The organism is Marinactinospora endophytica, assembly GCF_054780875.1.
This window is the reverse complement of the sequence record NZ_BAAGVM010000001.1, coordinates 122,929-146,380: the sequence shown is the minus strand read 5'-3', so window position 1 is coordinate 146,380 and position 23,452 is coordinate 122,929. Positions and strand designations below refer to the sequence as shown.

At 71.5% G+C, this 23,452-nt stretch carries 15 protein-coding genes and 1 pseudogene; 12 read left to right on the top strand and 4 right to left on the bottom strand.

The window, feature by feature from the left end:
- Positions 1-26: 26 nt before the first annotated feature.
- A complete protein-coding gene (locus ACYVHU_RS00635; protein ID WP_200813505.1) occupies positions 27-1,058 on the bottom strand; it encodes a LacI family DNA-binding transcriptional regulator in 1,032 nt (343 codons plus the stop codon).
- 107 nt (positions 1,059-1,165) lie between these two features.
- Here ACYVHU_RS00635 and ACYVHU_RS00630 point away from each other — a divergent pair, with 107 nt between their 5' ends.
- From ACYVHU_RS00630 to ACYVHU_RS00615, 4 genes are all read left to right on the top strand, one after another.
- Positions 1,166-2,803: a glycoside hydrolase family 13 protein gene (locus ACYVHU_RS00630; protein WP_498947332.1), complete on the top strand. Its 1,638-nt coding sequence runs from the start codon at positions 1,166-1,168 to the stop codon at positions 2,801-2,803.
- Positions 2,804-3,022: 219 nt separating this feature from the next.
- Positions 3,023-4,270 (top strand): sugar ABC transporter substrate-binding protein, encoded by a 1,248-nt coding sequence (locus ACYVHU_RS00625; protein WP_498947331.1) that lies wholly within the window; start codon positions 3,023-3,025, stop codon positions 4,268-4,270.
- Positions 4,271-4,274: 4 nt separating this feature from the next.
- Entirely contained in the window at positions 4,275-5,897 is a 1,623-nt protein-coding gene (locus ACYVHU_RS00620) for an ABC transporter permease subunit (RefSeq protein ID WP_432936328.1), read from the top strand.
- Positions 5,894-6,766, top strand: coding sequence for a sugar ABC transporter permease (locus ACYVHU_RS00615; RefSeq protein WP_078760160.1), 873 nt, complete (start codon positions 5,894-5,896; stop codon positions 6,764-6,766). The genes ACYVHU_RS00620 and ACYVHU_RS00615 overlap by 4 nt, the downstream gene beginning before the upstream one ends.
- 43 nt (positions 6,767-6,809) lie before the next feature.
- On the opposite strand, the gene lepA is transcribed toward ACYVHU_RS00615, so the two are convergent.
- Positions 6,810-8,645 carry a translation elongation factor 4 gene (gene lepA / locus ACYVHU_RS00610; RefSeq protein ID WP_078760159.1) on the bottom strand — a complete coding sequence of 612 codons (1,836 nt, stop codon included), beginning with the start codon at positions 8,643-8,645 and terminating at the stop codon, positions 6,810-6,812.
- A gap of 182 nt (positions 8,646-8,827) precedes the next feature.
- On the opposite strand from lepA, the gene ACYVHU_RS00605 reads away from it, so the two are divergent.
- The 5 genes and pseudogenes from ACYVHU_RS00605 to holA all read left to right on the top strand — a co-directional run bounded on the left by ACYVHU_RS00605 (position 8,828) and on the right by holA (position 14,906).
- Positions 8,828-9,844 carry a glycoside hydrolase family 18 protein gene (locus tag ACYVHU_RS00605; protein ID WP_235000715.1) on the top strand — a complete coding sequence of 339 codons (1,017 nt, stop codon included), beginning with the start codon at positions 8,828-8,830 and terminating at the stop codon, positions 9,842-9,844.
- 248 nt (positions 9,845-10,092) lie between these two features.
- Positions 10,093-10,362: a 30S ribosomal protein S20 gene (gene rpsT / locus ACYVHU_RS00600; RefSeq protein WP_078760157.1), complete on the top strand. Its 270-nt coding sequence runs from the start codon at positions 10,093-10,095 to the stop codon at positions 10,360-10,362.
- Between the two features lie 126 nt (positions 10,363-10,488).
- A complete protein-coding gene (locus tag ACYVHU_RS00595; protein WP_235000713.1) occupies positions 10,489-11,517 on the top strand; it encodes a ComEA family DNA-binding protein in 1,029 nt (342 codons plus the stop codon).
- A gap of 563 nt (positions 11,518-12,080) precedes the next feature.
- A pseudogene (locus ACYVHU_RS00590) lies at positions 12,081-13,274 on the top strand (ComEC/Rec2 family competence protein); the annotation flags it as partial.
- Between the two features lie 663 nt (positions 13,275-13,937).
- On the top strand, positions 13,938-14,906 hold the full coding sequence (gene holA, locus ACYVHU_RS00585; protein ID WP_078760513.1) for a DNA polymerase III subunit delta: 969 nt from the start codon (positions 13,938-13,940) through the stop codon (positions 14,904-14,906).
- Positions 14,907-15,677: 771 nt separating this feature from the next.
- Here holA and hutI read toward each other — a convergent pair.
- Positions 15,678-16,886 carry an imidazolonepropionase gene (gene hutI / locus ACYVHU_RS00580; protein ID WP_078760156.1) on the bottom strand — a complete coding sequence of 403 codons (1,209 nt, stop codon included), beginning with the start codon at positions 16,884-16,886 and terminating at the stop codon, positions 15,678-15,680.
- Between the two features lie 261 nt (positions 16,887-17,147).
- Positions 17,148-18,659, bottom strand: coding sequence for a GTPase HflX (hflX, locus tag ACYVHU_RS00575; protein ID WP_144389953.1), 1,512 nt, complete (start codon positions 18,657-18,659; stop codon positions 17,148-17,150).
- 301 nt (positions 18,660-18,960) lie between these two features.
- On the opposite strand from hflX, the gene aceB reads away from it, so the two are divergent.
- The 3 genes from aceB (at position 18,961) to ACYVHU_RS00560 (ending at position 23,451) form a co-directional block, all read left to right on the top strand.
- On the top strand, positions 18,961-20,565 hold the full coding sequence (gene aceB, locus ACYVHU_RS00570) for a malate synthase A (protein ID WP_078760154.1): 1,605 nt from the start codon (positions 18,961-18,963) through the stop codon (positions 20,563-20,565).
- Between the two features lie 109 nt (positions 20,566-20,674).
- Positions 20,675-22,144 carry an FAD-linked oxidase C-terminal domain-containing protein gene (locus ACYVHU_RS00565; protein ID WP_078760153.1) on the top strand — a complete coding sequence of 490 codons (1,470 nt, stop codon included), beginning with the start codon at positions 20,675-20,677 and terminating at the stop codon, positions 22,142-22,144.
- A 35-nt stretch (positions 22,145-22,179) separates the two neighbouring features.
- Positions 22,180-23,451 (top strand): FAD-binding oxidoreductase, encoded by a 1,272-nt coding sequence (locus ACYVHU_RS00560; protein WP_078760152.1) that lies wholly within the window; start codon positions 22,180-22,182, stop codon positions 23,449-23,451.
- Position 23,452: the final 1 nt, after the last annotated feature.

The following is a 23,452-nucleotide window of genomic DNA, read 5'->3' as shown; positions in this document are numbered from 1 at the left end:
CCGCCGCCGGTGTGGGAACTCCGGGATCAGGCCGACGTGGAGTGGGACAGGCCCGAGGGCACCACGCCGGTCGAGCCCCGCACGACGAGTTCGGGATCGAACATGTACTCGGTGCGCGACGCCGCGTGCCCGGCGATCTCGTCGCACAGGGCCCGCACCGCGGCCAGCGCCATGGCCGGGATCGGCTGGCGCACCGTTGTCAACGGCGGATCGGTGAAGGCGATGAGCTGGGAGTCGTCATACCCCACGACGGAGAAGTCGGCCGGGACCGACAGCCCCCGCTGCCGCGCGGCGCGTATCGCCCCCAGGGCCATCAGGTCGGATCCGCAGACCACCGCGGTGACGCCGCGGTCCAGCAGACGGCCGGCCGCCGCGTGCCCGCCCTCGACCCCGAACAGGGACAACTCGACGAGCTCGTCCTCGACGGCCAGGCCGTTGGCGGCCATGGCCTCGCGGTAGCCGGCCAGTTTGCGCTGTACCGGGACGTAGCGCCGCGGCCCGCTGGTGAAACCGATCCGGACGTGACCGAGCGCGGCGAGGTGGTTGACGGCGAGCTGGCTGGCGGTGCGATCGTCACAGGAGACGAACGCCGCGGGGATGTCCTCGGCGAAACCGTTGACGAGCACGATGGGCAGCCGTCGGGCGATGAGCGACCGGTACCGGCCATGGTCGACGGTGGTGTCGGCGTGCAGCCCCGAGACGAAGATGATCCCCGAGACGTTGCGTTCGAGCAGGAGCTCGACGTACTCGTCCTCGGCGATGCCCCCCGGGGTCTGGGTGCACAGCACCGGCGTGTACCCGTGCTGGGCCAGCGCCCCTTCGGCGGCCTGGGCGAACATGGGGAAGACCGGGTTCTCCAGCTCCGGAACGACCATCCCGACCAGCCCGGCCGAGCGCTGGCGCAGCCGGGCCGGGCGCTCGTATCCGAGCACGTCGAGCGCTGTCAGCACGGCCTTGCGGGTGTCGCTTCCCACCCCGGGCCGGTCGTTGAGCACTCGGGAGACCGTTGCCTCGCTCACTCCGGCCTGCCGGGCGATATCGGACAGTCGTGGACCCATGGGAGCACTCTAATGGACGAAAACGACCACGCATTGAAATAAATGAGTAATCTTGCGCAAGTAATTTCAGCCAGCCGAGATCGCTGAGGCGATACGGAGGGACCCTCATGCAGCAGCCCGCCGACCAGGCCGCCCCCCGCTCCCCCGGCTCCCGCCCGGGCTGGTGGCGCGATGCCGTCATCTACCAGATCTACGTCCGCAGCTTCGCCGACTCCAACGGCGACGGCGACGGCGACCTGCCCGGCATCCGCCGGCGTCTGCCGGCGTTGGCCGCTCTCGGCGTGGACGCGGTCTGGCTGACCCCGTTCTACGTCTCGCCGCTCGCCGACGGCGGCTACGACGTCGCCGACTACCGCGACGTGGATTCCCGGTTCGGCACGCTCGCCGACTTCGACGCGCTCCTGGAGACCGCCCACGACCTGGGCATCCGCCTGATCATCGACATCGTCCCCAACCACACCTCCTCCGCGCACCGCTGGTTCCGCGAGGCGGTCGCCGCCGAGCCCGGCTCCCCCGAACGCGCCCGGTACGTGTTCCGGCCCGGCAAGGGGCCCGACGGGGAGGAGCCGCCGAACAACTGGAAGTCCATCTTCGGCGGCCCGGCCTGGACCCGTCTGAAGCGTCCGGACGGCACCCCGGAGGAGTGGTACCTGCACCTGTTCGACGCCGAACAGCCCGACCTCGACTGGACCAACCCCGAGGTCCACGAGGAGTTCGACGACGTGCTGCGGTTCTGGCTGGACCGTGGGGTGGACGGCTTCCGCATCGACGTCGCCCACGGCATGGTCAAGGATCCGGCGCTCCCCGACCTCGCCGAGGGCCAGACCGCCGAGCTGCTCGACGGCAGCACCCGGCTGCCCTACTTCGACCAGGACGGGGTGCACGACATCTACCGGCGCTGGCGCCGGATCGTCGACGGCTACGACGACCGCGCCATGGTCGCCGAGGCGTGGGTTCCCAACGCCGAGCGCGTGGCCCGCTACCTGCGCCCCGACGAGCTGCACCAGGCGTTCAACTTCGAGTTCCTGACCGCGCCCTGGGACGCCGCCACGCTGCGCAAGGTGGTCGACGACTCGCTGGAGGCCAACGGCGCGGTGGGCGCGCCCAGCACGTGGGTGCTGTCCAACCATGATGTGACCAGGCACGTCACCCGGTTCGGCGGTGGCGCCGAGGGGCTGCGCAAGGCCCGCGCGGCGGCCCTGCTGATGCTCGCGCTGCCCGGCTCGGTCTACCTCTACCAGGGTGAGGAGCTGGGGCTTCCCGAGGTGACCGACCTGCCCGAGGAGGCGCTGCAGGACCCCAACTGGAAGCGTTCGGGCTACACCGAGCGCGGTCGCGACGGCTGCCGCGTCCCGCTGCCGTGGGAGGGCGGCGAGCCGCCCTTCGGCTTCGGCCCCGACGGCAGCGCCCCCTGGTTGCCGATGCCCACGGCCTGGCGGGAGCTCACCCGCGAGGCCCAGGCCGGCGATCCGGACTCGACGCTGTCGCTGTACACCTCGGCGCTGCGCCTGCGCCGGGAGCACGCCGCCCTGGGCGACGGCACCCTGACCTGGGTGGAGTCCCCCGACGACGTGCTGGCCTTCCGCAGGAGCCCCGGCTTCGCCTGCGCGGTGAACCTCGGGGCCCGGCCCGCGCGGGTCGCCCTGGAGGGTGCCCTGATGTTGGCGAGCGGCCCGGTGGAGGTCGGTGACGGCGGGGTCACGCTGCCGCCCTACACCGCCGTGTGGCTGGAGGAGCGCGCCTAGGCGCCCATGAGGCGACGACGGGCCCGGACGTCCTGGTGGACGGCCGGGCCCGTCATGTTACGGCGATGTTTCGCCGAGATTGCCGCATCCTTGCAGAAAATTTATGAAAAGGCTTCCATTCCTTGCAAGAAGTTGCTAGCGTCGCGGCACCAAGCCCCGCAGAGCCGTGACAGCGGGCACCGGGGGACCCGTCGCGGCTGTGTGTCCCTAAGGAGAGTCATGAAGATCCGTAGCGCCGGCGTGTTCGCGAGCGCCACGGTCCTCACCCTGGTCGCCACCGCCTGCGGCGGTGGCGGCGACAGTGGCGAGGCCGCCCAGGAGGAACCCAGCGGCACGATGGTCATCTGGGCCGACGACATCCGCACCAAGGCGCTGCTTCCCTTCGCCGAGGAGTTCGGCGAGGCACACGGCATCCAGGTCGAGGTCGAGACCATCCCCAACGAGGACCTGGAGTCCAACTTCGTCACCGCCCACCAGGCGGGCTCGGGCCCCGACATCGTCGTCGGCGCGCACGACTGGACGGGCAACTTCGTGCAGAACGGCGCGATCGACCCCGTGCAGCTCCCCGAGGACAAGGTCGCCGCGTTCAACGAGACCGCGATCGAGGCCGTCACCTACAACGGCCAGCTCTACGGCGTTCCCTACGCCACCGAGAACCTGGTGCTGATCCGCAACACCGAGCTCGCCCCCGAGGCGCCGTCGAGCCTCGAGGAGCTCGTCGAGACCGGCGCGGCGCTGAAGGACGAGGGCGAGGTCGAGGAGATCCTGGGTCTCCAGGTCGGCCAAGAGGGCGACCCCTACCACATCTACCCCTTCTACACCTCCGCCGGCGGCTACCTGTTCGGCCAGGACGACAAGGGCGACTACGACCCCTCCGACGTCGGCGTGGGCACGCCGGAGTCCGTCGCGGCGTTCGAACGGATCGCCGAACTCGGCGAGAAGGGCGAGGGCGCGCTGAAGCGCTCCATCGACAGCCAGAACGTCGCCTCCCTCTTCCAGGACGGCAAGACGCCCTTCTTCATCACCGGCCCGTGGTCGATCCCCGACGTCAAGACGGCCGGGATCGACTACGAGATCAGCGCGATCCCCGGCTTCGAGGACGGCGAGGAGGCCCGCCCGTTCGTCGGCGTGCAGACGTTCTACGTCGCCGCGGGCGGCGCCAACAAGGTCCTCGCCCAGGAGTTCGTGACCAACTACGTCACCGACCCCGAGCTGGCCATCGCGCTGTACGAAGAGGACCCGCGCCCTCCGGCGCTGACCGCGGCGCTGGAGCAGGTCTCCCAGAGCGACCCGGATCTGGCCAAGGTCACGGAGGCCGGCGCCAACGGCGACCCGCTGCCCGCCATCCCGCAGATGGCGGCCATCTGGGACCCGTTCGGCAAGGCGGAGGCCGCGGTCATCAGCGGGGAGGACCCCGAAGAGGCCGTCACCGCCGCGGGCAAGGCCATTACGGATCAGATCGGCTGAGTCCGTGTTCGCCGACCGACGTAACGGCGCGGGCGCCCCAGGCGAGGCGCCCGCGCGCCCCCCGCTCCCCGGAGGCGCCCTGGCCCCCCGCTCCGGATCGCTGGCCGGGCAGATGGTGAAGATCGGCATGCTCGGCCTCACCACCGCCCTGGCGGTGTGGGCCGCGTTTCCGCTGTACTCCGCGGGCAACTGGATCGGGATCGGCGTGGTGGCCGCGGTCACCACGCTCCTGTTCTACGTCTACCTGTCCCCCCGCGCCATCCCCGCCAAGTACCTCGTCCCGGGCACGCTGCTGCTGGTCGCCTTCCAGATCCTGCCGGTGCTGTACACGGTCAGCACCTCGATCACCAACTTCGGCGACGGGCACCGCGGCAGCAAGGAGGAGGCCATCGCCTCGATCGAGGCGTCATCGGTGGTGCGCGCCGCCGACTCCGTCGACTACCGCCTCACCGTCGCCGCCGTGGGCGACCCCGCGACCGGCGACCTGGTCTTCCTGCTGACCGACCCCGAGGGCCGGGTCCAGGCCGGCGACGCCGACGGGCTCACCGAGCTCGCGCCGGACGCCGTCACCACCGACCCCTCGGGCCGGATCACCGAGGCCGAGGGCTACACCCTCCTCGGTGCCGCGGAGGTGAGCGCGCGCAGCGCCGAGATCACCGCCTTCGCCGTTCCCAGCGGCGACGGCTCCGGCATCCGCTCCAGCGGCCTGTCCAGCGCCTATGAAGGCGACGCCACCCGCGCCTACGACGCCGACTGCGACTGCATCGTGGACGCCGCCACCGGCGCCCGCTTCACCGCCGACGACGAGCGGGGCGTCTTCCTCGACGAGTCCGGCGAACGCCTCCCGCAGGGCTGGCGTGTCGACGTCGGCTGGGACAACTTCGCCAAGGTGCTCACCAACCCGTCGGTGAGCGGCCCCTTCTTCGGCATCCTGCTGTGGAACCTCGCCTTCGCCGCGGGGACGGTCCTGCTCGTGTTCGTCCTCGGACTGGGGCTGGCCCTGCTCATGCACACCGACCGGTTGCGTGGGCGCAGGGTGTACCGCGTCCTGCTGGTCCTGCCCTACGCGATGCCCTCCTTCGCGATGCTGCTGCTGTGGCGCGACATGTTCAACGCCGACTTCGGCCTGGTCAACCGGCTGCTCGGCCTCGACGTCGACTGGCTGGGCGGGGAGTGGACGGCGCGCCTGGCGTTGCTGGTGGTCAACGCCTGGCTGGGCTATCCCTACCTCTTCCTCGTCGCCACCGGGGCGCTGCAGTCGATTCCGCGCGAGCTCACCCAGGCCGCCCGGCTGGACGGCGCCGGCGCCTGGCAGTCGTTCCGGCACGTCACGCTCCCGCTGTTGATGGTGGCGCTGACGCCGATCCTGGTGTCGACCTTCTCGTTCAACTTCAACAACTTCAACGCCGTCTACCTGATGACGGGCGGCGGCCCGTTCCCGCCCGACAATCCGATGGTGGGCGGTACCGACCTGCTCATCACCTACACCTATCGGCTCGCCTTCGGCGGCCAGGGCGCGCAGTACGGCTACGCCTCGGCGATCTCGGTCTTCATCTTCCTCATCGTGGCCGTCATCTCCGTGGTGAGCCTGAGGCGGAGCAGGAGCTTGGAGGAGACCCACCGATGACCGCGACGACGATGGGCGCCCGGGTGACGCGCTGGGCGCGGCTGACCGGATGGCGTCACCTGCTGCTGGTGGTCGCGTTGGTGTTCGCGCTCTTCCCGGTGCTGTTCGTGGTGTCGGCCGCGCTGAACCCCCTGGGCACGCTCAGCTCCAGCAGCCTGGTCCCCCAGGGGGTCAGCACGGCCAACCTGGAACGGTTGTTCAGCGATACCCCGTTCGGGTCCTGGTACCTCAACTCGATCCTGATCTCGCTGGCCAACGCGGCGGGCACGGTGTTCCTGTGCGCGCTCGCCGCCTACGCCTTCAGCCGGTTCCGCTTCATCGGCCGGCGCACCGGCCTGTTCGGTCTGCTGCTGGTGCAGATGTTCCCGCAGTTCCTGGCGATCGTGGCGATCTACCTGATGTTCACCGACATCACCGAGTACTGGCCCGAGGTGGGGTTCGACACCCCCTGGGGACTGATGCTGGTCTACCTCGGCGGCGCGTTGAGCGTGAACACCTGGCTGATGAAGGGGTTCTTCGACACCGTTCCCCGGGAGCTCGACGAATCGGCGCGGGTCGACGGGGCCACCCACGCCCAGGTCTTCTTCCGGATCATGTTGCCGTTGGTGGCGCCGGTGCTCGCGATCGTGGGACTCCTGGTGTTCATCAGCACCATCAACGAGTTCCTCATCGCCAGCGTGTTCCTGCGCGACCCGGAGTCCAAGACGGTCGCCCTGGGGCTGTACGGGCTGATCTCGGGCGAGCGCAACGCCAACTTCGGCATCTTCGCCGCGGGCACCCTGCTCATCTCCCTGCCGACGATGGCGGTGTTCTGGTTCCTCCAGCGCTTCATCGTCGAGGGCCTGACCAGCGGCGCCGTCAAGGGCTAGACCCACGGCGGGGCGGCCTCCCCGAGGCCGCCCCGCCGTCTCGCTACTTCTTCTTGTCCTTCTCTCCGCTCTCGGTGGACAGCGCGGAGATGAACGCCTCCTGCGGCACCTCGACCCGTCCGACCATCTTCATGCGCTTCTTGCCCTCCTTCTGCTTCTCCAGCAGCTTGCGCTTACGGCTGATGTCACCGCCGTAGCACTTGGAGAGCACGTCCTTGCGGATGGCGCGGATGTTCTCGCGGGCGATGACCCGCGACCCGATCGCGGCCTGCACCGGGACCTCGAACTGCTGCCGCGGGATGAGCTCGCGCAGCTTCTTGGTCATCTCGACGCCGTAGGCGTAGGCCTTGTCCTTGTGCACGATGGCGGAGAAGGCGTCCACGGTCTCGCCCTGGAGCAGGATGTCGACCTTGACGAGGTCGGCCGCCTGCTCGCCGGAGGGCTCGTAGTCCAGCGACGCATATCCCTTGGTACGCGACTTGAGCTGGTCGAAGAAGTCGAACACGATCTCCGCGAGCGGCAGCGTGTAGCGCATCTCCACGCGGTCCTCGGACAGGTAGTCCATCCCCTGGAGGACGCCGCGGCGGCCCTGGCACAGCTCCATGATCTGACCGACGTAGTCGGAGGGGGTCAGCAGGGTCGCCTTGACCACCGGTTCGCGGACCTCGGCGATCTTGCCCTCGGGGAACTCGCTGGGGTTGGTGACCGTGTGCTCGGTGCGGTCCTCCATGACCACCTGGTAGACCACGTTGGGCGCGGTGGAGATGAGGTCGAGGTTGAACTCCCGCTCCAACCGGTCGCGGGTGATCTCCAGGTGCAGCAGCCCCAGGAAACCACAGCGGAACCCGAACCCCAGGGCCGCCGACGTCTCGGGCTCGAACACCAGCGCGGCGTCGTTGAGCTGGAGCTTCTCCAGGGCGTCGCGCAGCACGGGGTAATCGGTGCCCTCGATCGGGTACAGGCCGGAGAACACCATGGGTTTGGGGTCGCGGTAACCCGACAGCATCTCCTCGGCCCCGTTGCTCGCCGAGGTGACGGTGTCACCGACACGCGACTGGCGGACGTCCTTGACCCCGGTGATGAGGTAACCGACCTCGCCCACCCCCAGGCCCTCGACCTTGGTGGGCTCGGGGGAGATGACGCCGACCTCCAGCGTCTCGTGGGTGGCGCGCGTGGACATCATCGCGATGCGCTCGCGGGTGTCGAGCCGGCCGTCGACGACGCGCACGTAGGTGACGACGCCCCGGTAGGTGTCGTAGACCGAGTCGAAGATGAGCGCGCGCGCCGGGGCGTCGGGGTCGCCGACCGGCGGCGGGATGCGCCGGACGATCTCGTTGAGCAGCTCCTCGACGCCCTCTCCGGTCTTGGCGCTGACCTTGAGGACCTCGGAGGGGTCGCAGCCGATGATGTTGGCCAGCTCGGCGGCGTACTTCTCGGGCTGGGCCGCGGGAAGGTCGATCTTGTTGAGCACCGGGATGATCGCGAGATCGTTCTCCAGCGCCAGGTAGAGGTTGGCCAGCGTCTGGGCCTCGATGCCCTGGGCGGCGTCGACCAGCAGGATGGCGCCCTCGCAGGCGGCGAGGGAACGGGAGACCTCGTAGCTGAAGTCGACGTGGCCGGGGGTGTCGATCAGGTTGAGCACGTAGGTCACGTCGTCGAGGGCGGTGAAGGGAAGCCGTACCGCCTGCGACTTGATCGTGATACCGCGCTCGCGCTCGATGTCCATGCGGTCGAGGTATTGCGCGCGCATCTGGCGATCCTCGACGACCCCGGTCAACTGCAGCATCCGGTCGGCCAGTGTCGACTTGCCATGGTCGATGTGCGCGATGATGCAGAAGTTTCGGATCAGCGCGGGATCGGTCCGGGTTGGCTGTGGCACCGTGGTCCGTTCACGTTCTCGAGGTGGTCAGGGCTGGCGGCGCGCCGTCGGCGCGGACGGGGGCGTCGTCTCTCCATGGTCTCATGCGGCAGCGCGCGGGCCGCCGGGGACTTCCCCGGTGATCACGCGGATGTGCCATGGTGGAGACCCTCGTCAGCCTATGTCACTTCGGGAGGCCCCCGGTGAAATGGTTCCTGCAACGAGTCCTGGCCGCGCTGGCCACGCTGGTGGTGGTCGCGGTGGGGGCGGGAGCCCTGCTGGGGATGCAGTACCAGGGCGAGCCCGCCGAGTGGGCGCGCTCGGGCGGCGACGACGCGATCTGGCTGGGCCACGCCTGGGTCGACGGCCGCAACGGCGAGGCGGAGTTCCGGGCGCTCGCCGAACGGGTCTCCAACAGCGGCATCAGGGATCTCTACGTGCACACCGGCCCCCTGGCCGAGGACGGCACCCTCGATCCGGAGCTCCACCCGACCGCGGCCGACTTCGTGGACCGGGTGCACGAGGAGCTGCCCGAGGTCCGGGTCTCGGCCTGGCTGGGCCAGCTCGTCCCGGAGCGCAGCGCCCGCGAGGGGCGGCTGGAACTCGCCGAGGAGGAGACCCGGGCCAACGTCGTCGCCGCGGCCCGCACCGTGATGGAGATCGGCTTCGACGGCGTCCACTACAACTTCGAGCCCCTGTCGAGCGGCGACTGGAACTTCCTGAGCCTGCTGGAGGAGACCCGGGCCGCGATCGGCGAGGAGGCCTGGCTGTCCAGCGCGGTCGCCCAGATCGAGCCCATTCCCGGCTTCCGGCTGCTCGCCAAGGCGGTCGTGGGCCGGGACAAGTACTGGTCCACCGGCTACCTGACCCGTGTCGCCGAGTTGGTGGACCAGGTCGCGATCATGACCTACGACACCGGCATGCCGATGGAACGGCTCTACGGTGGTTACGTCGTCCACCAGACGCGGATGGCCCTGGACGCCGTTCCCGAGGACGTCGGGCTGCTCATGGGGGTGCCGGCCTACGACGACGAGCACGTCATGCGCGACCCCGAGGCCGAGACCATGGAGACCGCGACGCGCGCCGTGCGCCTGGGGATGTCCGAACGCCTCACGGAGCCGCGCGAGGGCGCCGGCGTGGCCATCTACGTGGACTTCGAGGCCACCGACCGGCAGTGGGACGCCTACCGTGACGGCTGGTTCACGCCCGCCGCCCCGTGACGTCGGTGAGGCGCAGGGCGCGCGGGCGGGTACCCCATGTCGGTGTCGCGGTGGGCCGGTACGGAGTGGTCCCGCCGGACGGGCATAATGGAAGTCCGTGTCTCGGACGTTCCACGTTCGGTTATGAGCCCTTAGGACTCACACACCTACGTCGATGCGTTGCTGAGCCGGCCGTGGAACGGCTGCCCACGCGTCCGCGCTCTCTCGTGATCGGCGCATGATCTTAAGTAACTGGAGCACGTTTTCGCATGGCGAACATCAAGTCGCAGAAGAAGCGCAACCGGCAGAACGAGAAGGCCCGTCTGCGCAACAAGGCGGTGAAGTCGTCCCTGAAGACGGCCATCCGCAAGTTCCGCGAAGCCGCCGAGGCCGGGAACGTCGACGAGGCCGTCGTCCTCCAGCGGGCCGCCGCCCGCCAGCTCGACAAGGCCGTCAGCAAGGGCGTCATCCACAAGAACCAGGCCGCGAACCGCAAGAGCGCGATCGCCGCGCGCCTGAACAAGGTGCAGGCCGGCTGACCCAGCGTCATCCCACGGAAGGCCGTCCCCTTCGGGGCGGCCTTCCGTCGTCTCCGGGACGGCTTCTGTCCACAGGGGGATATCGCCGCCTGACGGGGGGCCGGCCGCTCACTTAGCGTGATCGGCATGGCACTGTTCTTCCGTTCCTCCTCGGGGCACGACACCTCGGGTACCGCCGAACAGCGGTTGCGCGCCCTCACCGGGTCGCCCGACTCGCGGGGGCCGGGCTCCCTCCCCTCCCCGCACCAGGCTCCGTCGGCCTCGCCGACCGTCCCCGGCTCCCCCGGCGTCACGCCCCCACCACGCACGAGGGCCCCGGCCGAGGGCGGCGAGAGCGACACCGACGTCTCCCCGCCCGTCCCCCTCCTCCCCGCCCCGCCCTACACCCTGCCGTCGTGGCGGCGTCCCTTCGGGCATCCGCCTCCCGGTTACACCGAGGCCCCTCCCCCCGCCTCACTCACCGGAGTCTTCCACCGGCTCGCCCGGCTCCTCTCCCCCTTGGCGACCGAGGGACCCCGCTTCGGCCGCCCCGGGGTCTGGGCCGTGTCCGCGGTCTGCGTGCTCGCCGCGCTGGTCACCGGGTGGTTCATGCTCCAGGCGCGGGCCGACCCCCATCCGGTCCCCGCGGCGGCCTCGATCGAGCCCGCGGCCCCCTCCCCGACCCGGGACCGGCTCGACTCCCCCGGCCCGCTTCACCCCTCCGGCCGGGTCACCGTCCACGTCGGTGGCGAGGTCAACGAGCCGGGGGTCGTCTCCCTGCCCTCCGGTGCCCGGGTCACCGACGCCATCGAGGCCGCGGGCGGCCCCCTGCCCGGCACCGACACCGGACTGCTGAACCTCGCCCGGCCGCTCACCGACGGCGAACAGGTCCTGGTCGGCGTCACCCCCTCCCCGGGCGCGCTCCCCTCCGGGGTGGGCGCCGTGTCCGGGGTCCCGGGCTCTCCCGCCGACGCCCCCATCGACCTGAACACCGCCACCGTCGAGCAACTGGACGCGCTCCCCGGCGTGGGGCCCGTCCTGGCCGGGCGCATCGCCGAGTACCGGGCCGCCAACGGCGGCTTCACCTCGGTCGAACAGCTACGCGAGGTCACCGGCATCGGCGAGCGCCGCTTCGACGAGCTCGGTCCGCTCGTGCGGGTGGACGGCCCACCGTGATCCCGCTCGGTACCGACGCCCCCGACCGCTCCGGTCCCTCCGATCTGCGCCTGTGCGTCCCCGCCGCGGCGGTCTGGCTGGTCACCCTGCTTCTGTCGGGTTGTTCCCCCGGCGTGGCCGCGTCCGTCGGTCTTCTCCTCATCGCGGCGGTGGGCTCGTGCGTCCCCGCGTTGCGCCGGCCGGCGGTGGAGGCCCCCGCGGCCCTCGTCGCCGTCACGCTGCTGTGCTCGGCCGGTGGGGCGCTCGCCGTGGCCGGACGTCTCAGCGCGGTCGGCGGCAGTCCGGTGACGGCCCTGGCGGCCCGCGAGGGCAGGGCCGAGTTCGAGGCCGTGGTCACCCTCGATCCCCGTCCCCGGACCGGCGGTCCCCCCGTCCGGGGAGGGTCCTACGTCGTCGAGGCCCGGACCACCTGGGTGAGCGTGGCGGGCCGGCGGGTGTCCAGCCGCGTACCGGTCGTCCTGTTGGTCTCGGGGCCGCGTTGGGCCCGTCTGGTGCCGAGCCAGCGGGTCCGGGCGCAGGCGCGTTTCCTGCCGGCCGACCGCGGCGAGCTGGTCGCCGCCCTGATGGCGGTGCACGGCCCGCCCCGTCAGGTCGCTCCTCCCTCCTCCGCGCAGGAGGTCGCGGCCTCCGCCCGCGCCCGGCTCCGCGCGGCGGCGTCGGTCCTGCCCGAGCCCGAGCGCGGGCTGCTGCCCGCTCTCGTCGTCGGTGACGTCTCCCAGGTGCCGCCCACCACCAGGGCGCACTTCGAGGCCGCCGGGATGACCCACCTGCTCACCGTGTCCGGCGCGAACCTGGCGGTGCTGACCGGCGCCGCGCTGGCCCTCTCCCGGACGCTGCGGCTGCCCCGTTGGTGCACGGTGGGCGCCTCCGCCCTCATGATCGCCGTGTTCGTCCTGGTGGCCCGGCCCGAACCCAGCGTCCTTCGCGCCGCGTTCATGGGGGCGATCGCCCTGGTGGCCCTGGCGTTGGAGCGCGAGCGCGACGGGGCCCGCGCGCTGGCGGCCGCGGTGATCGGCCTCGTCCTGTTCGATCCGGCGTTGGCGCGCTCCCCCGGATTCGCGTTGTCGGTGCTGGCGACGGGCGGCATCGTGGTGCTCGCGCCACGGTGGCGGGAACGCTGGTCGGACCGGTTGCCCGCGTGGTCGGCCGACGCGCTGGCGGTGACCCTCGCCGCGCACGTGGCCTGTCTCCCCCTGCTCGCCGTGGTGTCCGCCGAGGTGAGCTGGATCGCGGTCCCGGCGAATCTGGCCGTGGGGCCACTGGTGGCGGTCGCCACCGTCGGCGGTTTCCTGGTGGCCGCGTTGGCGTTGGCGGCCCCTCCCCTGGCCGCGGTCGCGGTGTGGCTCCCGGGGATGGCCGTGGCCTGGATCAACGCGGTCGCCACCGCCGCCGCCCGCGTCCCGGGCGGTGCGCTGCCGTGGCGCGACGACCTGTACGGCGCGTTGGCGCTGGCCGGCGTCACCGTGGTGCTGCTGTCGACGCGGGGCCGGACGCGCCGGTTGCTCTCCGCCGCCGCGGCGACGGTGGCCGTCACCGTGCTGCCGCTCCAGTGCCTGGCCCCGGCCTGGCCGCCGGCGGGCTGGGCCCTGGTCGCCTGCGACGTCGGGCAGGGGGACGCCCTGGTGCTGTCCGTCGGAACGGGACGGGGCATCGTCGTCGACGCCGGGGCCGACCCCGCGGCGGTCGACCGCTGCCTTCGCGACCTGCGCGTACGCGAAGTCCCCCTGCTCGTGCTCACCCACGGCGACACCGATCACGTCGGAGGGCTCGACGGCGTGCTGGACGGACGCCGGGTGGGTACGGCCCTCGTCCCCCCGGGCTTCGACAACGACGCCGCGTCGGACGCACTCGCCGCGGCCTCCATCCCGTTGACCACCGTCACCTCGGGCCGGCGCTTCACCGAGGCCGGCTGGACGCTGGAGGTCCTGTGGCCCCGTTCGCGGGACGGGGGGAACGCCGGTTCCGTCGGCTCCAACGACGCGAGTGTGGTGCTCCTGGCGCGTCTGTCCCCACCCGGTCGGAGCGGGACTCCCCTGCGCGCGCTGCTCACCGGCGACATCGAGGAGTCCGCCCAGCGCGCCCTGCTCGGCGATCCGGCGATCCGTGGCGTGGACGTGCTGAAGACCCCGCACCACGGCGCGCGCACTCAGGAACCCGCCTTCCTGACCGCTGCCGCTCCCCGGCTGACCCTCACCTCGGTGGGGGCCGGCAACCCCTATGGCCATCCCGATCCCGCGACCTGGCGACTGCTGACCTCGCTGACGCCCGCGTCCTACCGCACCGACCTGCACGGTGACATCGCGGTCCTGCCCGGCCCCGCCGTGGCCCACCGCACCTCCTCCGCGCAACGTCGCGCGCGTCCCCCGCGGCATCCGCCGCCTCTCCGCCCGGACCGTCGCCGGACATGGCATGCTGCTTGTATGACCTCCGCCGCCGTTTCCCCGCTGACCGTCGTCGTGGGCGACGAGGAGCTTCTTGTGGACCGGGCCGTCGCCGAGATCGTGGCGATGGCCCGCGCCGAGGACCCTGAGGTGGTTGTCCACGACCTCCTGCCCTCCCAGGTCGGTCCGGGCAAACTGGCCGAGGTGACCTCCCCCTCCCTGTTCGGGGAGCGCCGTGTGGTGATCCTCCGCTCGGTCCACGACCTCACCAAGGACCTCGCCGGCGAGGTCACCGGTTATCTGAAGGACCCCGCCGACGACGTCGTCCTCGTGCTGGTGCACGCGGGCGGCGCGAAGGGGAAGGCGCTGCTGGAGGCCGCGGTCAAGGCCGGCGCGGCCCGCGTCACCTGCGCCAAACCGACCAAGGCCACCGAACGGCTCCAGTTCGTCAAGGGGGAGTTCTCGCGGGCCGGACGTCAGATCACCGCCGACGCCGCGCAGGCCCTCCTCGACGCGGTCGGCAACGACCTGCGTGAACTCGCGGCGGCCTGCACCCAGCTCGTCGCCGACACCGAGGGCCGGGTGGATGTCAAGGCGGTCGCCCGCTACCACACCGGCCGGGCCGAGGCCTCGGGCTTCACCGTCGCCGACCGGGCCGTCGAGGGCCGCCTCTCCGACGCCCTGGAGCAGTTGCGCTGGTCCTTGTCGGTCGGAACCGCGCCCGTGCTGATCAACAGCGCGCTGGCCGGCGCCGTGCGCGGGCTGGCCGTCGTGGCGCAGCCACCGCGCGGCGTGAACGACGCCGAACTGGCCAAGCGCGCCAAGGTGCCGCCGTGGAAGTTGAAGACACTGCGCCAGCAGGCACGGGGCTGGACCCCCCAGGGGGTGGCACGCGCGCTTGAGGTGGTCGCCGAGACCGACGCGCTGATCAAGGGCGCCGGCCGCGACCCCGCCTATGCGCTGGAGCGCGCCGTGATCGGGATCGCCACGGCCCGGGCACAGCGCTGAGCCGGTTTCGCCGCGTACCGCTACCGTTCGCCGGCCCTCCCGTGTCCGAGGACCGGCGAGGGGGCCTCTTCGCGCGCTCGTCCCGCCAGGTCCCTGAGGCCGGACGGCCCCGGGCGCACCGTCCTCACACGCCCCCTCTGCCTCCCCCTGGACGGGGCGACCACGCCTTCCACAAGGGGGCGTCGCGCCGTTGGGAGTCTGCTGGGACCGGGCGGGTGACGGAGGGCGCGGGAGGATCGGCGAGGACGTCGATCCGCTCCGCCCGGTCCACGCGCTGACCGGGCGGCGGGCCCCGTCGGTTTTCCTCGCCCGCGGTCGAAGTCGTGACGGTCCCGCCGCGAGCGGCCGACGCTCCACGCCGTGGTGACTCCCCGGTCTCCTCCGCCGCGGCGCCCCATGGCCTCGGCGGTCTGCGGCTGTGACGCGGCACGGCCGAACCTGTCCTGTGGTGTATGAGCCCCCGACTGTCCCGGACCGATCCACCGGTTGTGGTCGGCTTCCGTCGCCGTCCCCGACGGCGAGTTGGAGAAGCGGGCCACGTTGCGCCGGGTTGTCCCCGACCACCGGCGGAATCCGGACCGTGCCGGGAGCCACGGGGAGAGACGCCGTCGCACGGCGCGTCCAGCGCGCTCCCGGGGCGCGGCAGAAGCGGTCTGAGCAAGGCCGGGCCACAGGCCGGTCCGGACAGGCGGTGGTCCTCGTGGCGAGCGCGCCGGGCCTGCCCGTGTCCCCGCCCCCGGAGGGGCGGCACCGCGTCAGGCGGACGGGAGGCTATCTGATGGACTCGCCGCCGCGCCACACGCGCAGCGCCTTGAGTCCGTAGGCCCACGCGAAGGCGCCCTCGTGGTCGGCGTCCCACTGGACCATGTCGGCGTAGCGACCGGGAGCGAGCACCCCTCGGTCCGCGGCCCCCAACGCGATGGCGCCGCCGACGGTCGCCGCCCGCAGCGCCTCCAGAACGCTCATGTCGAACATGGCGATGGCCATGCACACCGCGAGCGGCAGCGAGGTGGACCCGGACTGGGCCGGATTGTGATCGGTGCCGAGGGCCACCGGGACGCCGTGGTCCAGCAGGGCGCGCACGGGCGGCGTGCGCCGTTCGTGCAGTGACGTGGTGGGACAGATGACCACGGGGGTGCCGGTCTTGGCGAGCGCCAAGACGTCGTCCTCGTCGGTCTCGTGCAGCAGATCCACCGATGAGCACTGAAGGTCGGCCGCCATGCGAACGGCCCCGTGTCGGGGCCGGGAGCAGGCGTGCATGCGGGTCTGGAGTCCGACCGAGCGGCCGATGGACAGCAGCCAACGCGCGTCCTCGGGGGTGAACTGCTGGCTGTCGCAGAAGACGTCCACCCCGTCGGCTCCGGCCTGAGCCGCGTCACCCAGCCAGGAGGCCACGGCGTCGACGTAGTCGCGGGGCCGGCCGAAGTACTCGGGAGGTACGGCGTGCGCGGCGAAGAAGGTGACGTGCAGGCGGGGCATGCCCGGCTCCTCCTCCAGCGAGCGCAGCAGCCGGACGTCGGCGAGCTCTCCGTCACGGGTGAGGTGGTAGCCGGTCTTGGCCTCGACCGTGGTGGTGCCGCTCAGCAACCAGTGCCGCAGGCGTTCGCGCACGCCGTTGCACAGGGTCCAGGGGTCGGTCCCGCGGGTGACGGTGACGGTGGAGGCGACGCCTCCGCCCGCGGAGGTGATCTCGGACATGGAGGCGCCGCTGGCGCGCATGGCGATCTCGGCGTAGCGGTTGCCGGCGTAGACCGGATGGCTGTGGGCGTCGATGAATCCGGGGGTGACCAGTCCGCCGCCGAGGTTCTCGACCTCGTCGACGTCGACGATGTCGTTGATGACCCCGGGCAGGCTCTGGGGAAGCTCAGCGGCCGGGCCGACCCACGCGACCCGGTCGTGCTGGAGAATCACCGCGGCGTTGCTGAGGAGCTCCATGCCTGTCCACAGCCGCCCGATGTTCGTCAGCAGTTGTACCGTCATCGTCTCACCGCTCGCCCGCCCGCGCCGCTACGGCCGGAGCGCCGCAGACAGGCCGGCGCACCGGAACACGTGGACAGTCATCAATGACCTCGTCGTTGGATGGTCGGGCGGAGGGGGTGCCCGCCACGCCCGGGGCCCACGGCGCACGGCCCCCGCGTCGGTGAAGCACACCGTAGTTCATCGACGAAGGGGATGTATAGCTCTGGTCCCAAACAGTGAACGGCGGAACACCCTGTGGTGTTCCGCCGTTCTCCGGGGATTTCAGCGGGTCTCGGCGGTGGCGAAGCCCTCCAGCAGGTTGGCGAGCACGTCGGGCACCATCGCGTGCAGCGCGGTCCCCTCGCCGGTGTACTCCTCGTGGAGGATGCGCCCCTCCTCATAGACCCGCGACACCAGGTCGCCACGGTCGTAGGGGACGAGGACACGGACCTCGCGTTCCAAGGTCGGAAGCGCCTCGGAGATGGCCCGGACGAGCTCGCCGACCCCCGCGCCGGTGCGCGCCGACACCTCGACCGCGCCGGGCACCCGGGTGCGCAGCTGCTTGAGGACGATGGGATCGGCGGCGTCGGTCTTGTTGATGACGATGAGCTCGGGAACGTCCTGCGCCCCGATCTCGGCGAAGACCGTGCGCACCGCGGCCAGCTGCTGCTCGGGGTCGGGGTGGGAACCGTCGACCACGTGCAGGATGAGGTCGGCGTCGGCGACCTCCTCCAGGGTGGAGCGGAACGCCTCGACCAGCTGGTGGGGCAGGTGGCGGACGAACCCGACGGTGTCGCTGAGCGTGAAGGCCCGGCCATCGGGGGTGCGGGCCTGCCGCACGGTCGGGTCCAACGTCGCGAACAGCGCGTTCTCGACGAGCACGCCGGCGCCGGTCAGCCGGTTGAGCAGGCTCGACTTGCCCGCGTTGGTGTAGCCGGCGATCGCCACGGCCGGCACCTGGCGGGTGCGGCGCTGGTCGCGTTTGACCTCGCGGGAGGTCGCCATCTGGGCGAGTTGCCGGCGCAGTTTGGCCATCTTGCTGTTGATGCGCCGGCGGTCGGTCTCGATCTTGGTCTCACCGGGGCCGCGCAGACCCACACCGCCGTTGCCGCCACCGGCGCGGCCACCGGCCTGCCGGGACAGGGATTCACCCCAACCGCGCAGCCGCGGCAGGAGGTAGGTGAGCTGGGCGAGCTCGACCTGCGCCTTGCCCTCGCGGCTGCGGGCGTGCTGGGCGAAGATGTCGAGGATCAGCGCGGTGCGGTCGATGACCTTGACCTTGACGACCTCTTCGAGCTGCCGGAGCTGTCCGGGGGTCAGCTCGCCGTCGCAGATGACGGTGTCGGCGCCGCTGCTCTCGACGATGTCGCGCAGTTCGGCCGCCTTGCCGCTGCCGACGTAGGTGGCGGGGTCGGGCTTGGAGCGGCGCTGGGTGAGTCCGTCGAGGACCAGCGCGCCGGCGGTCTCGGCGAGCTGTTTGAGTTCGATGAGGGAATTGTCGGCGTCGAGTTGGGTGCCGCTGCTCCATACGCCGATGAGCACGACGCGTTCCAGCCGCAGGGACCGGTACTCGACCTCGGTGATGTCCTCGAGCTCGGTGGAGAGCCCGGCCACGCGGCGTAGCGCGTAGCGCTCCTCGAGTTCGAGCTGCCCCTGTTCGGGGATGCCGTCGACGTGGTGGGACGGGGAGGCGAGTGTCGCGTCGACTTCCGTGTCAGCGACGGAGTCGGCCGGGTCGTAGGTCCGAGCGCCGTCGAAGGGATCGTGTTCGTTGAAAGCAGTAGTCATATCCATCCAGAGTCAACGCGGGTCCACCGCGAGTTCTTCCCTGAGATGGTCCCATGCCAACCCAATCCCGAGCATCGGGTTTTCCATCTGGGGTCGAGCCCCCTCGCCGGCGCGAGTCTCTTGTGCGGATCGCGAGAAGTACGGATATCCCGGCCCGCTCTCGCGGAAAGAACGATCTTCTTTCGCCTGAAAAGAAATTCGGTGCCACTCCACCACCGTCACAACATTGACCACCCCCGAAGAGCAGAGTAGCGTCATATTCCACATAACAGAAGCAAATTTCGCTATGTGGAAGGTATGGACTGTCATGGGCGCCACCAACGGGGTCGAGGTCACCGGCCCGCGGCACGAGCGATACGACGAGATCCTCACCGATGACGCCCTCGCGCTCATCGCCGACCTACACCGCCGCTTCGAGGGCCGTCGCCAGGAGCTCCTCGCCGCGCGCAAGCGCCGCCAAGCGGAGATCGCCGCGGGAGCCGACCTCGACTTTCTGCCCGAGACCCGGGGCATCCGCGAGGACCCCACCTGGAAGGTCGCCCCGCCGGCCCCCGGCATCGTGGACCGCCGGGTGGAGATCACCGGCCCCACCGACCGCAAGATGACGATCAACGCGCTCAACTCCGGCGCCAAGGTCTGGCTGGCCGACTTCGAGGACGCCAACACCCCGCTGTGGGAGAACATGATCGGCGGCCAGCTCAACCTCAAGGACGCGCTGGACCGCGCCATCGACTTCACCACGCCCCAGGGCAAGAGCTACACGCTGAAGGACGACTCCGAGCTCGCCACGATCGTCGTGCGCCCACGCGGCTGGCACCTCGACGAGAAGCACATCCTCATCGACGGCCAGCGCGCCTCCGGCGGCATCGTCGACTTCGCGCTGTACTTCTTCCACTGCGCGCGCCGCCAGCTCGCCAAGGGCAAGGGACCCTATTTCTACCTGCCCAAGATGGAGAGCCACCTTGAGGCCCGGCTGTGGAACGACATCTTCGTCCACGCCCAGGAGGCCCTCGGCATCCCCCGTGGCACGATCCGCGCGACGGTCCTCATCGAGACCATCCCCGCCGCGTTCGAGATGGAGGAGATCCTCTACGAACTGCGCGAGCACTCCGCCGGCCTCAACGCCGGACGCTGGGACTACCTCTTCAGCATCATCAAGACCCACCGCACCCGTGGCCGCCGCTTCCTGCTGCCCGAGCGCAACGCGGTCACCATGACCGCGCCGTTCATGCGCGCCTACACCGAGCTGCTGGTGAGCACCTGCCATCGGCGCGGCGCGCACGCGATCGGCGGGATGGCGGCGTTCATCCCCAGCCGCCGCGACCCCGAGGTCAACGAGCGCGCGCTGGCGAAGGTCCGCGAGGACAAGTCCCGCGAGTCCGGTGACGGCTTCGACGGCTCCTGGGTCGCCCACCCCGACCTGGTCCCCGTCGCCCGCGAGGTGTTCGACGGCGTCCTGGGGGAACGACCCAACCAGATCGACCGTCTCCGCGAGGACGTCACGGTGAAGGCCGGCGACCTGCTCGCCGTCGACAGCGCCGAGGGCGGCATCACCGAGGCCGGGCTGCGCGGGAACGTCAACGTCGCGCTGCAGTACCTCGCGGCCTGGATCGGCGGCAACGGCGCGGTGGCCATCCACAATCTGATGGAGGACGCCGCCACCGCGGAGATCTCGCGTTCCCAGATCTGGCAGTGGCTGCACAACGACGTCACCCTCGACGACGGCCCGAAGGTCACGCCGGAGCTGGTCGAGCGGGTCATCGATGAGGAGCTGGCCGCGATCCGCGAGGCGAGCGGCGCGGCGTTCGACTCCGGCCTCTACGAGCGGGCCAGGGAGCTGTTCACGACGGTCGCGCTGGCCGAGGACTACGCCGACTTCCTGACGCTGCCCGCCTACGAGCAGATGCCCTGACCGACCGGCCGGCGGCGGGACCGTTAGCGCCGCCCCTCGGGCGGGAAGGACCGTCCTGCCGCCGGCCACCGCCCGTCGCCACGCGGCACCTCGACGAGAAGGCGGACCCATGTCAGCACCAGTCGATCCCGGCACCCTCGTCCCGCAGTTACGCGCCATCTGCGGCGACGACGGCGTCATCACCGACATCGCCCAACGCCGCACCTACGAGAGCGACGGTCTGACCTACCACGCGGCCGTCCCCGGTGTCGTGGTCCTGCCCACGACCACGGCCCAGGTGGCCGAGGTCGTGCGGCTGTGCGCCGCCCACGGGGTCCCCTTCGTGCCGCGCGGTTCGGGGACCGGCCTGTCCGGGGGCGCGCTGCCGCGTCCCGACGGCGTCCTCATCGTGACGTCGCGGATGCGCCGGATCCTGGAGGTCGACATCGCCGCCCGCTGCGCCGTGGTGGAACCCGGCGTGATCAACCTCGACGTCACCCGGGCCGCCGCCCCGCACGGCTACTACTACGCCCCCGACCCCTCCAGCCAGCAGGTCTGCTCGGTGGGGGGCAACGTCGCGGAGAACTCCGGGGGCGCGCACTGTCTCAAGCACGGTTTCACCGTCAACCACGTGCTCGGCCTGGAGATCGTGACCCCGCGCGGCGAGATCGTGGAGCTGGGCGGCAAAGCCTCCGAGGCCCCGGGATATGACCTGATCGGCGCGTTCATCGGCTCGGAGGGGACCCTGGGCATCGCCACGAAGATCACCGTGCGGCTGCTGCGGGCGCCCGAGAAGGTCCGCACCCTCCTCGCGGCGTTCCCCGGCATGGACGACGGCGGCCGCGCGGTCTCCGCCATCATCGCCGCCGGCGTGCTGCCCTCCGCGATCGAGATGATGGACGCGCTGGCCATCGAGGCCGCCGAGGCCGCCGTGCGCTGTGGCTACCCCTCCGGGGCGGGGGCCGTGCTCATCGTCGAGCTGGACGGTCCGGCCGCCGACGTCGACGCCCAGTTCGAGGAGGTCGCCGCGCTGTGCCGGGCGGCGGGCGCGTTCGAGCTGCGTTCGGCGAGTGATCCCGATGAGCGCGCCCGCATCTGGAAGGGGCGCAAGTCGGCGTTCGCCGCGGTCGGCCGCATCAGTCCGGCCTACATCGTCCAGGACGGGGTCGTCCCGCGCACCGCGCTGCCCGAGGTGCTGGCGCGCATCGCCGAACTCTCGGCGCGTTCGGGCATCCGGGTGGCCAACGTCTTCCACGCCGGGGACGGCAACCTGCACCCGCTCGTGCTGTTCGACGATTCCCTTCCGGGCGCGGCGGAGCGCGCCGCGGAGGTGTCCGGAGCGATCCTGGACCTGTGCATCGAGCACGGTGGTTCCATCACCGGCGAGCATGGCGTCGGCGTGGACAAGGCGTGCCACATGCCGGAGATGTTCACCCCCGAGGACCTGGAGACGATGGCCTGGTTGCGCGCCGCCTTCGACCCCGACGGCATCGCCAACCCGGAGAAGCTGTTGCCCACTCCTCGGCTGTGCGGGGAGCGGCCCGGAGTGCGCACCGGAGTCCACCCGCTGGTGGCCTCCGGTAAGGCCGAACTGTTCTGACCCCGAGGAGGGACGTGAGCGGCGAACAAGGAGCCATGGCCGGTCCCGGCGCGTCGGCCTCCCGGCGGGGAGGCGACCCGCGGGCCGTTCTCGAGGAGGTGCGCGACGCCATCCCCCTGCGCAGCGGTGCCGGGGACGACGCCGTGGGAGGGGTCGTCCCCGCCCTGGTGGCGGCCCCGCCCGACGCGGCGGCGGTCGCCAAGCTGCTGGCCGTGTCGGCGCGGCACGGGCTGACGGTGGTGGCGCGCGGCAACGGCACCAAGCTCGATTGGGGCCGTCCACCCCGACGGTGCGACCTGCTGGTCGACACCGGTGCCCTGAACCGGATCGAGCACGCCTCCGGCGACCTGGTGGTGCGCGCCGAGGCGGGAGCCGGCCTGGCCGAGCTCGACGCGGTCCTGGCGCGCGCCGGGCAGCGTCTGGTGGTGGATCCGGTCGTGCCGGGGTCGTCCCTGGGCGGCGTGGTGGCGACGGGCCTGTCGGGGCCCCGGCGCGCGCTGTACGGGCCGCTGCGCGACCTGATCATCGGGATGACGGTGGTGCGCGCCGACGGGGTGACCGTGAGGTCCGGTGGGGCCGTGGTGAAGAACGTCGCAGGCTATGACCTGGGAAAGCTGCACACCGGAGCGTTCGGCACGCTCGGCCTGATCACATCGGTGACGCTGCGGCTGCACCCCGTCCCCTCCGCGGCCCGCCATGTGTGGGCGCGCACCACCGACCCCGCCACGGCACGGGGCTGGATCCTGGCCCTGCTGGACTCCCAGACCGTCCCCTCCGCCGTCGAGGTCGACTGGCCCGTCGAGGGACCGATCTGGGTGCAGGTGCTGCTGGAAGGCGCCGAAGACGGCATCGCCGCCCGGGCGCGGGACGTCGCGGACCTGCTGGAGGGTGCCGAGGCCGCGGAGGAGGCGCCACCGGGCTGGGGCGTCCTGCCGGGCCGGGCCGGCGACACGTTGCTGAAGCTCACCTGCGCGCCCCCTGATCTGGTCGCCGCGGTACAGACGCTGCGGACGGCCACCGAACGGGCCGGCGTCCCGGTCGCGGTGCGGGGTTCCGCCGGCGCCGGCGTGGTGCACGCCGCGGTTCCGGCGGACGCCGATCCCGTCGCCGTCCACGGGGCCGTCTCCGCTGCGCGCGCGGCGCTTCCACGGGGGTGGCTGACCGTGCCGCGGGCGGGGGCGGACCTGCTCGCCGCGGGCCTGGATCCGTGGGGCGAGGTTCCCGGACTGCCTCTGATGCGCGCGGTCAAGGACCGCTTCGATCCCCGCAACCTCCTGTCACCCGGCCGCTTCGTCGATGGGATCTGAG

Bases quoted from the DNA above. Each gene is read 5' to 3' on its own strand.
- ACYVHU_RS00615 (WP_078760160.1), top strand. From the start codon at position 5,894: ATGACCGCGACGACGATGGGCGCCCGGGTGACGCGCTGGGCGCGGCTG.
- ACYVHU_RS00565 (WP_078760153.1), top strand. From the start codon at position 20,675: ATGTCAGCACCAGTCGATCCCGGCACCCTCGTCCCGCAGTTACGCGCC.
- hflX (WP_144389953.1), bottom strand. From the start codon at position 18,659: ATGGATATGACTACTGCTTTCAACGAACACGATCCCTTCGACGGCGCT.
- ACYVHU_RS00625 (WP_498947331.1), top strand. From the start codon at position 3,023: ATGAAGATCCGTAGCGCCGGCGTGTTCGCGAGCGCCACGGTCCTCACC.
- ACYVHU_RS00595 (WP_235000713.1), top strand. From the start codon at position 10,489: ATGGCACTGTTCTTCCGTTCCTCCTCGGGGCACGACACCTCGGGTACC.
- aceB (WP_078760154.1), top strand. From the start codon at position 18,961: ATGGGCGCCACCAACGGGGTCGAGGTCACCGGCCCGCGGCACGAGCGA.
- rpsT (WP_078760157.1), top strand. From the start codon at position 10,093: ATGGCGAACATCAAGTCGCAGAAGAAGCGCAACCGGCAGAACGAGAAG.
- holA (WP_078760513.1), top strand. From the start codon at position 13,938: ATGACCTCCGCCGCCGTTTCCCCGCTGACCGTCGTCGTGGGCGACGAG.
- ACYVHU_RS00560 (WP_078760152.1), top strand. From the start codon at position 22,180: ATGGCCGGTCCCGGCGCGTCGGCCTCCCGGCGGGGAGGCGACCCGCGG.
- ACYVHU_RS00635 (WP_200813505.1), bottom strand. From the start codon at position 1,058: ATGGGTCCACGACTGTCCGATATCGCCCGGCAGGCCGGAGTGAGCGAG.
- hutI (WP_078760156.1), bottom strand. From the start codon at position 16,886: ATGACGGTACAACTGCTGACGAACATCGGGCGGCTGTGGACAGGCATG.
- ACYVHU_RS00630 (WP_498947332.1), top strand. From the start codon at position 1,166: ATGCAGCAGCCCGCCGACCAGGCCGCCCCCCGCTCCCCCGGCTCCCGC.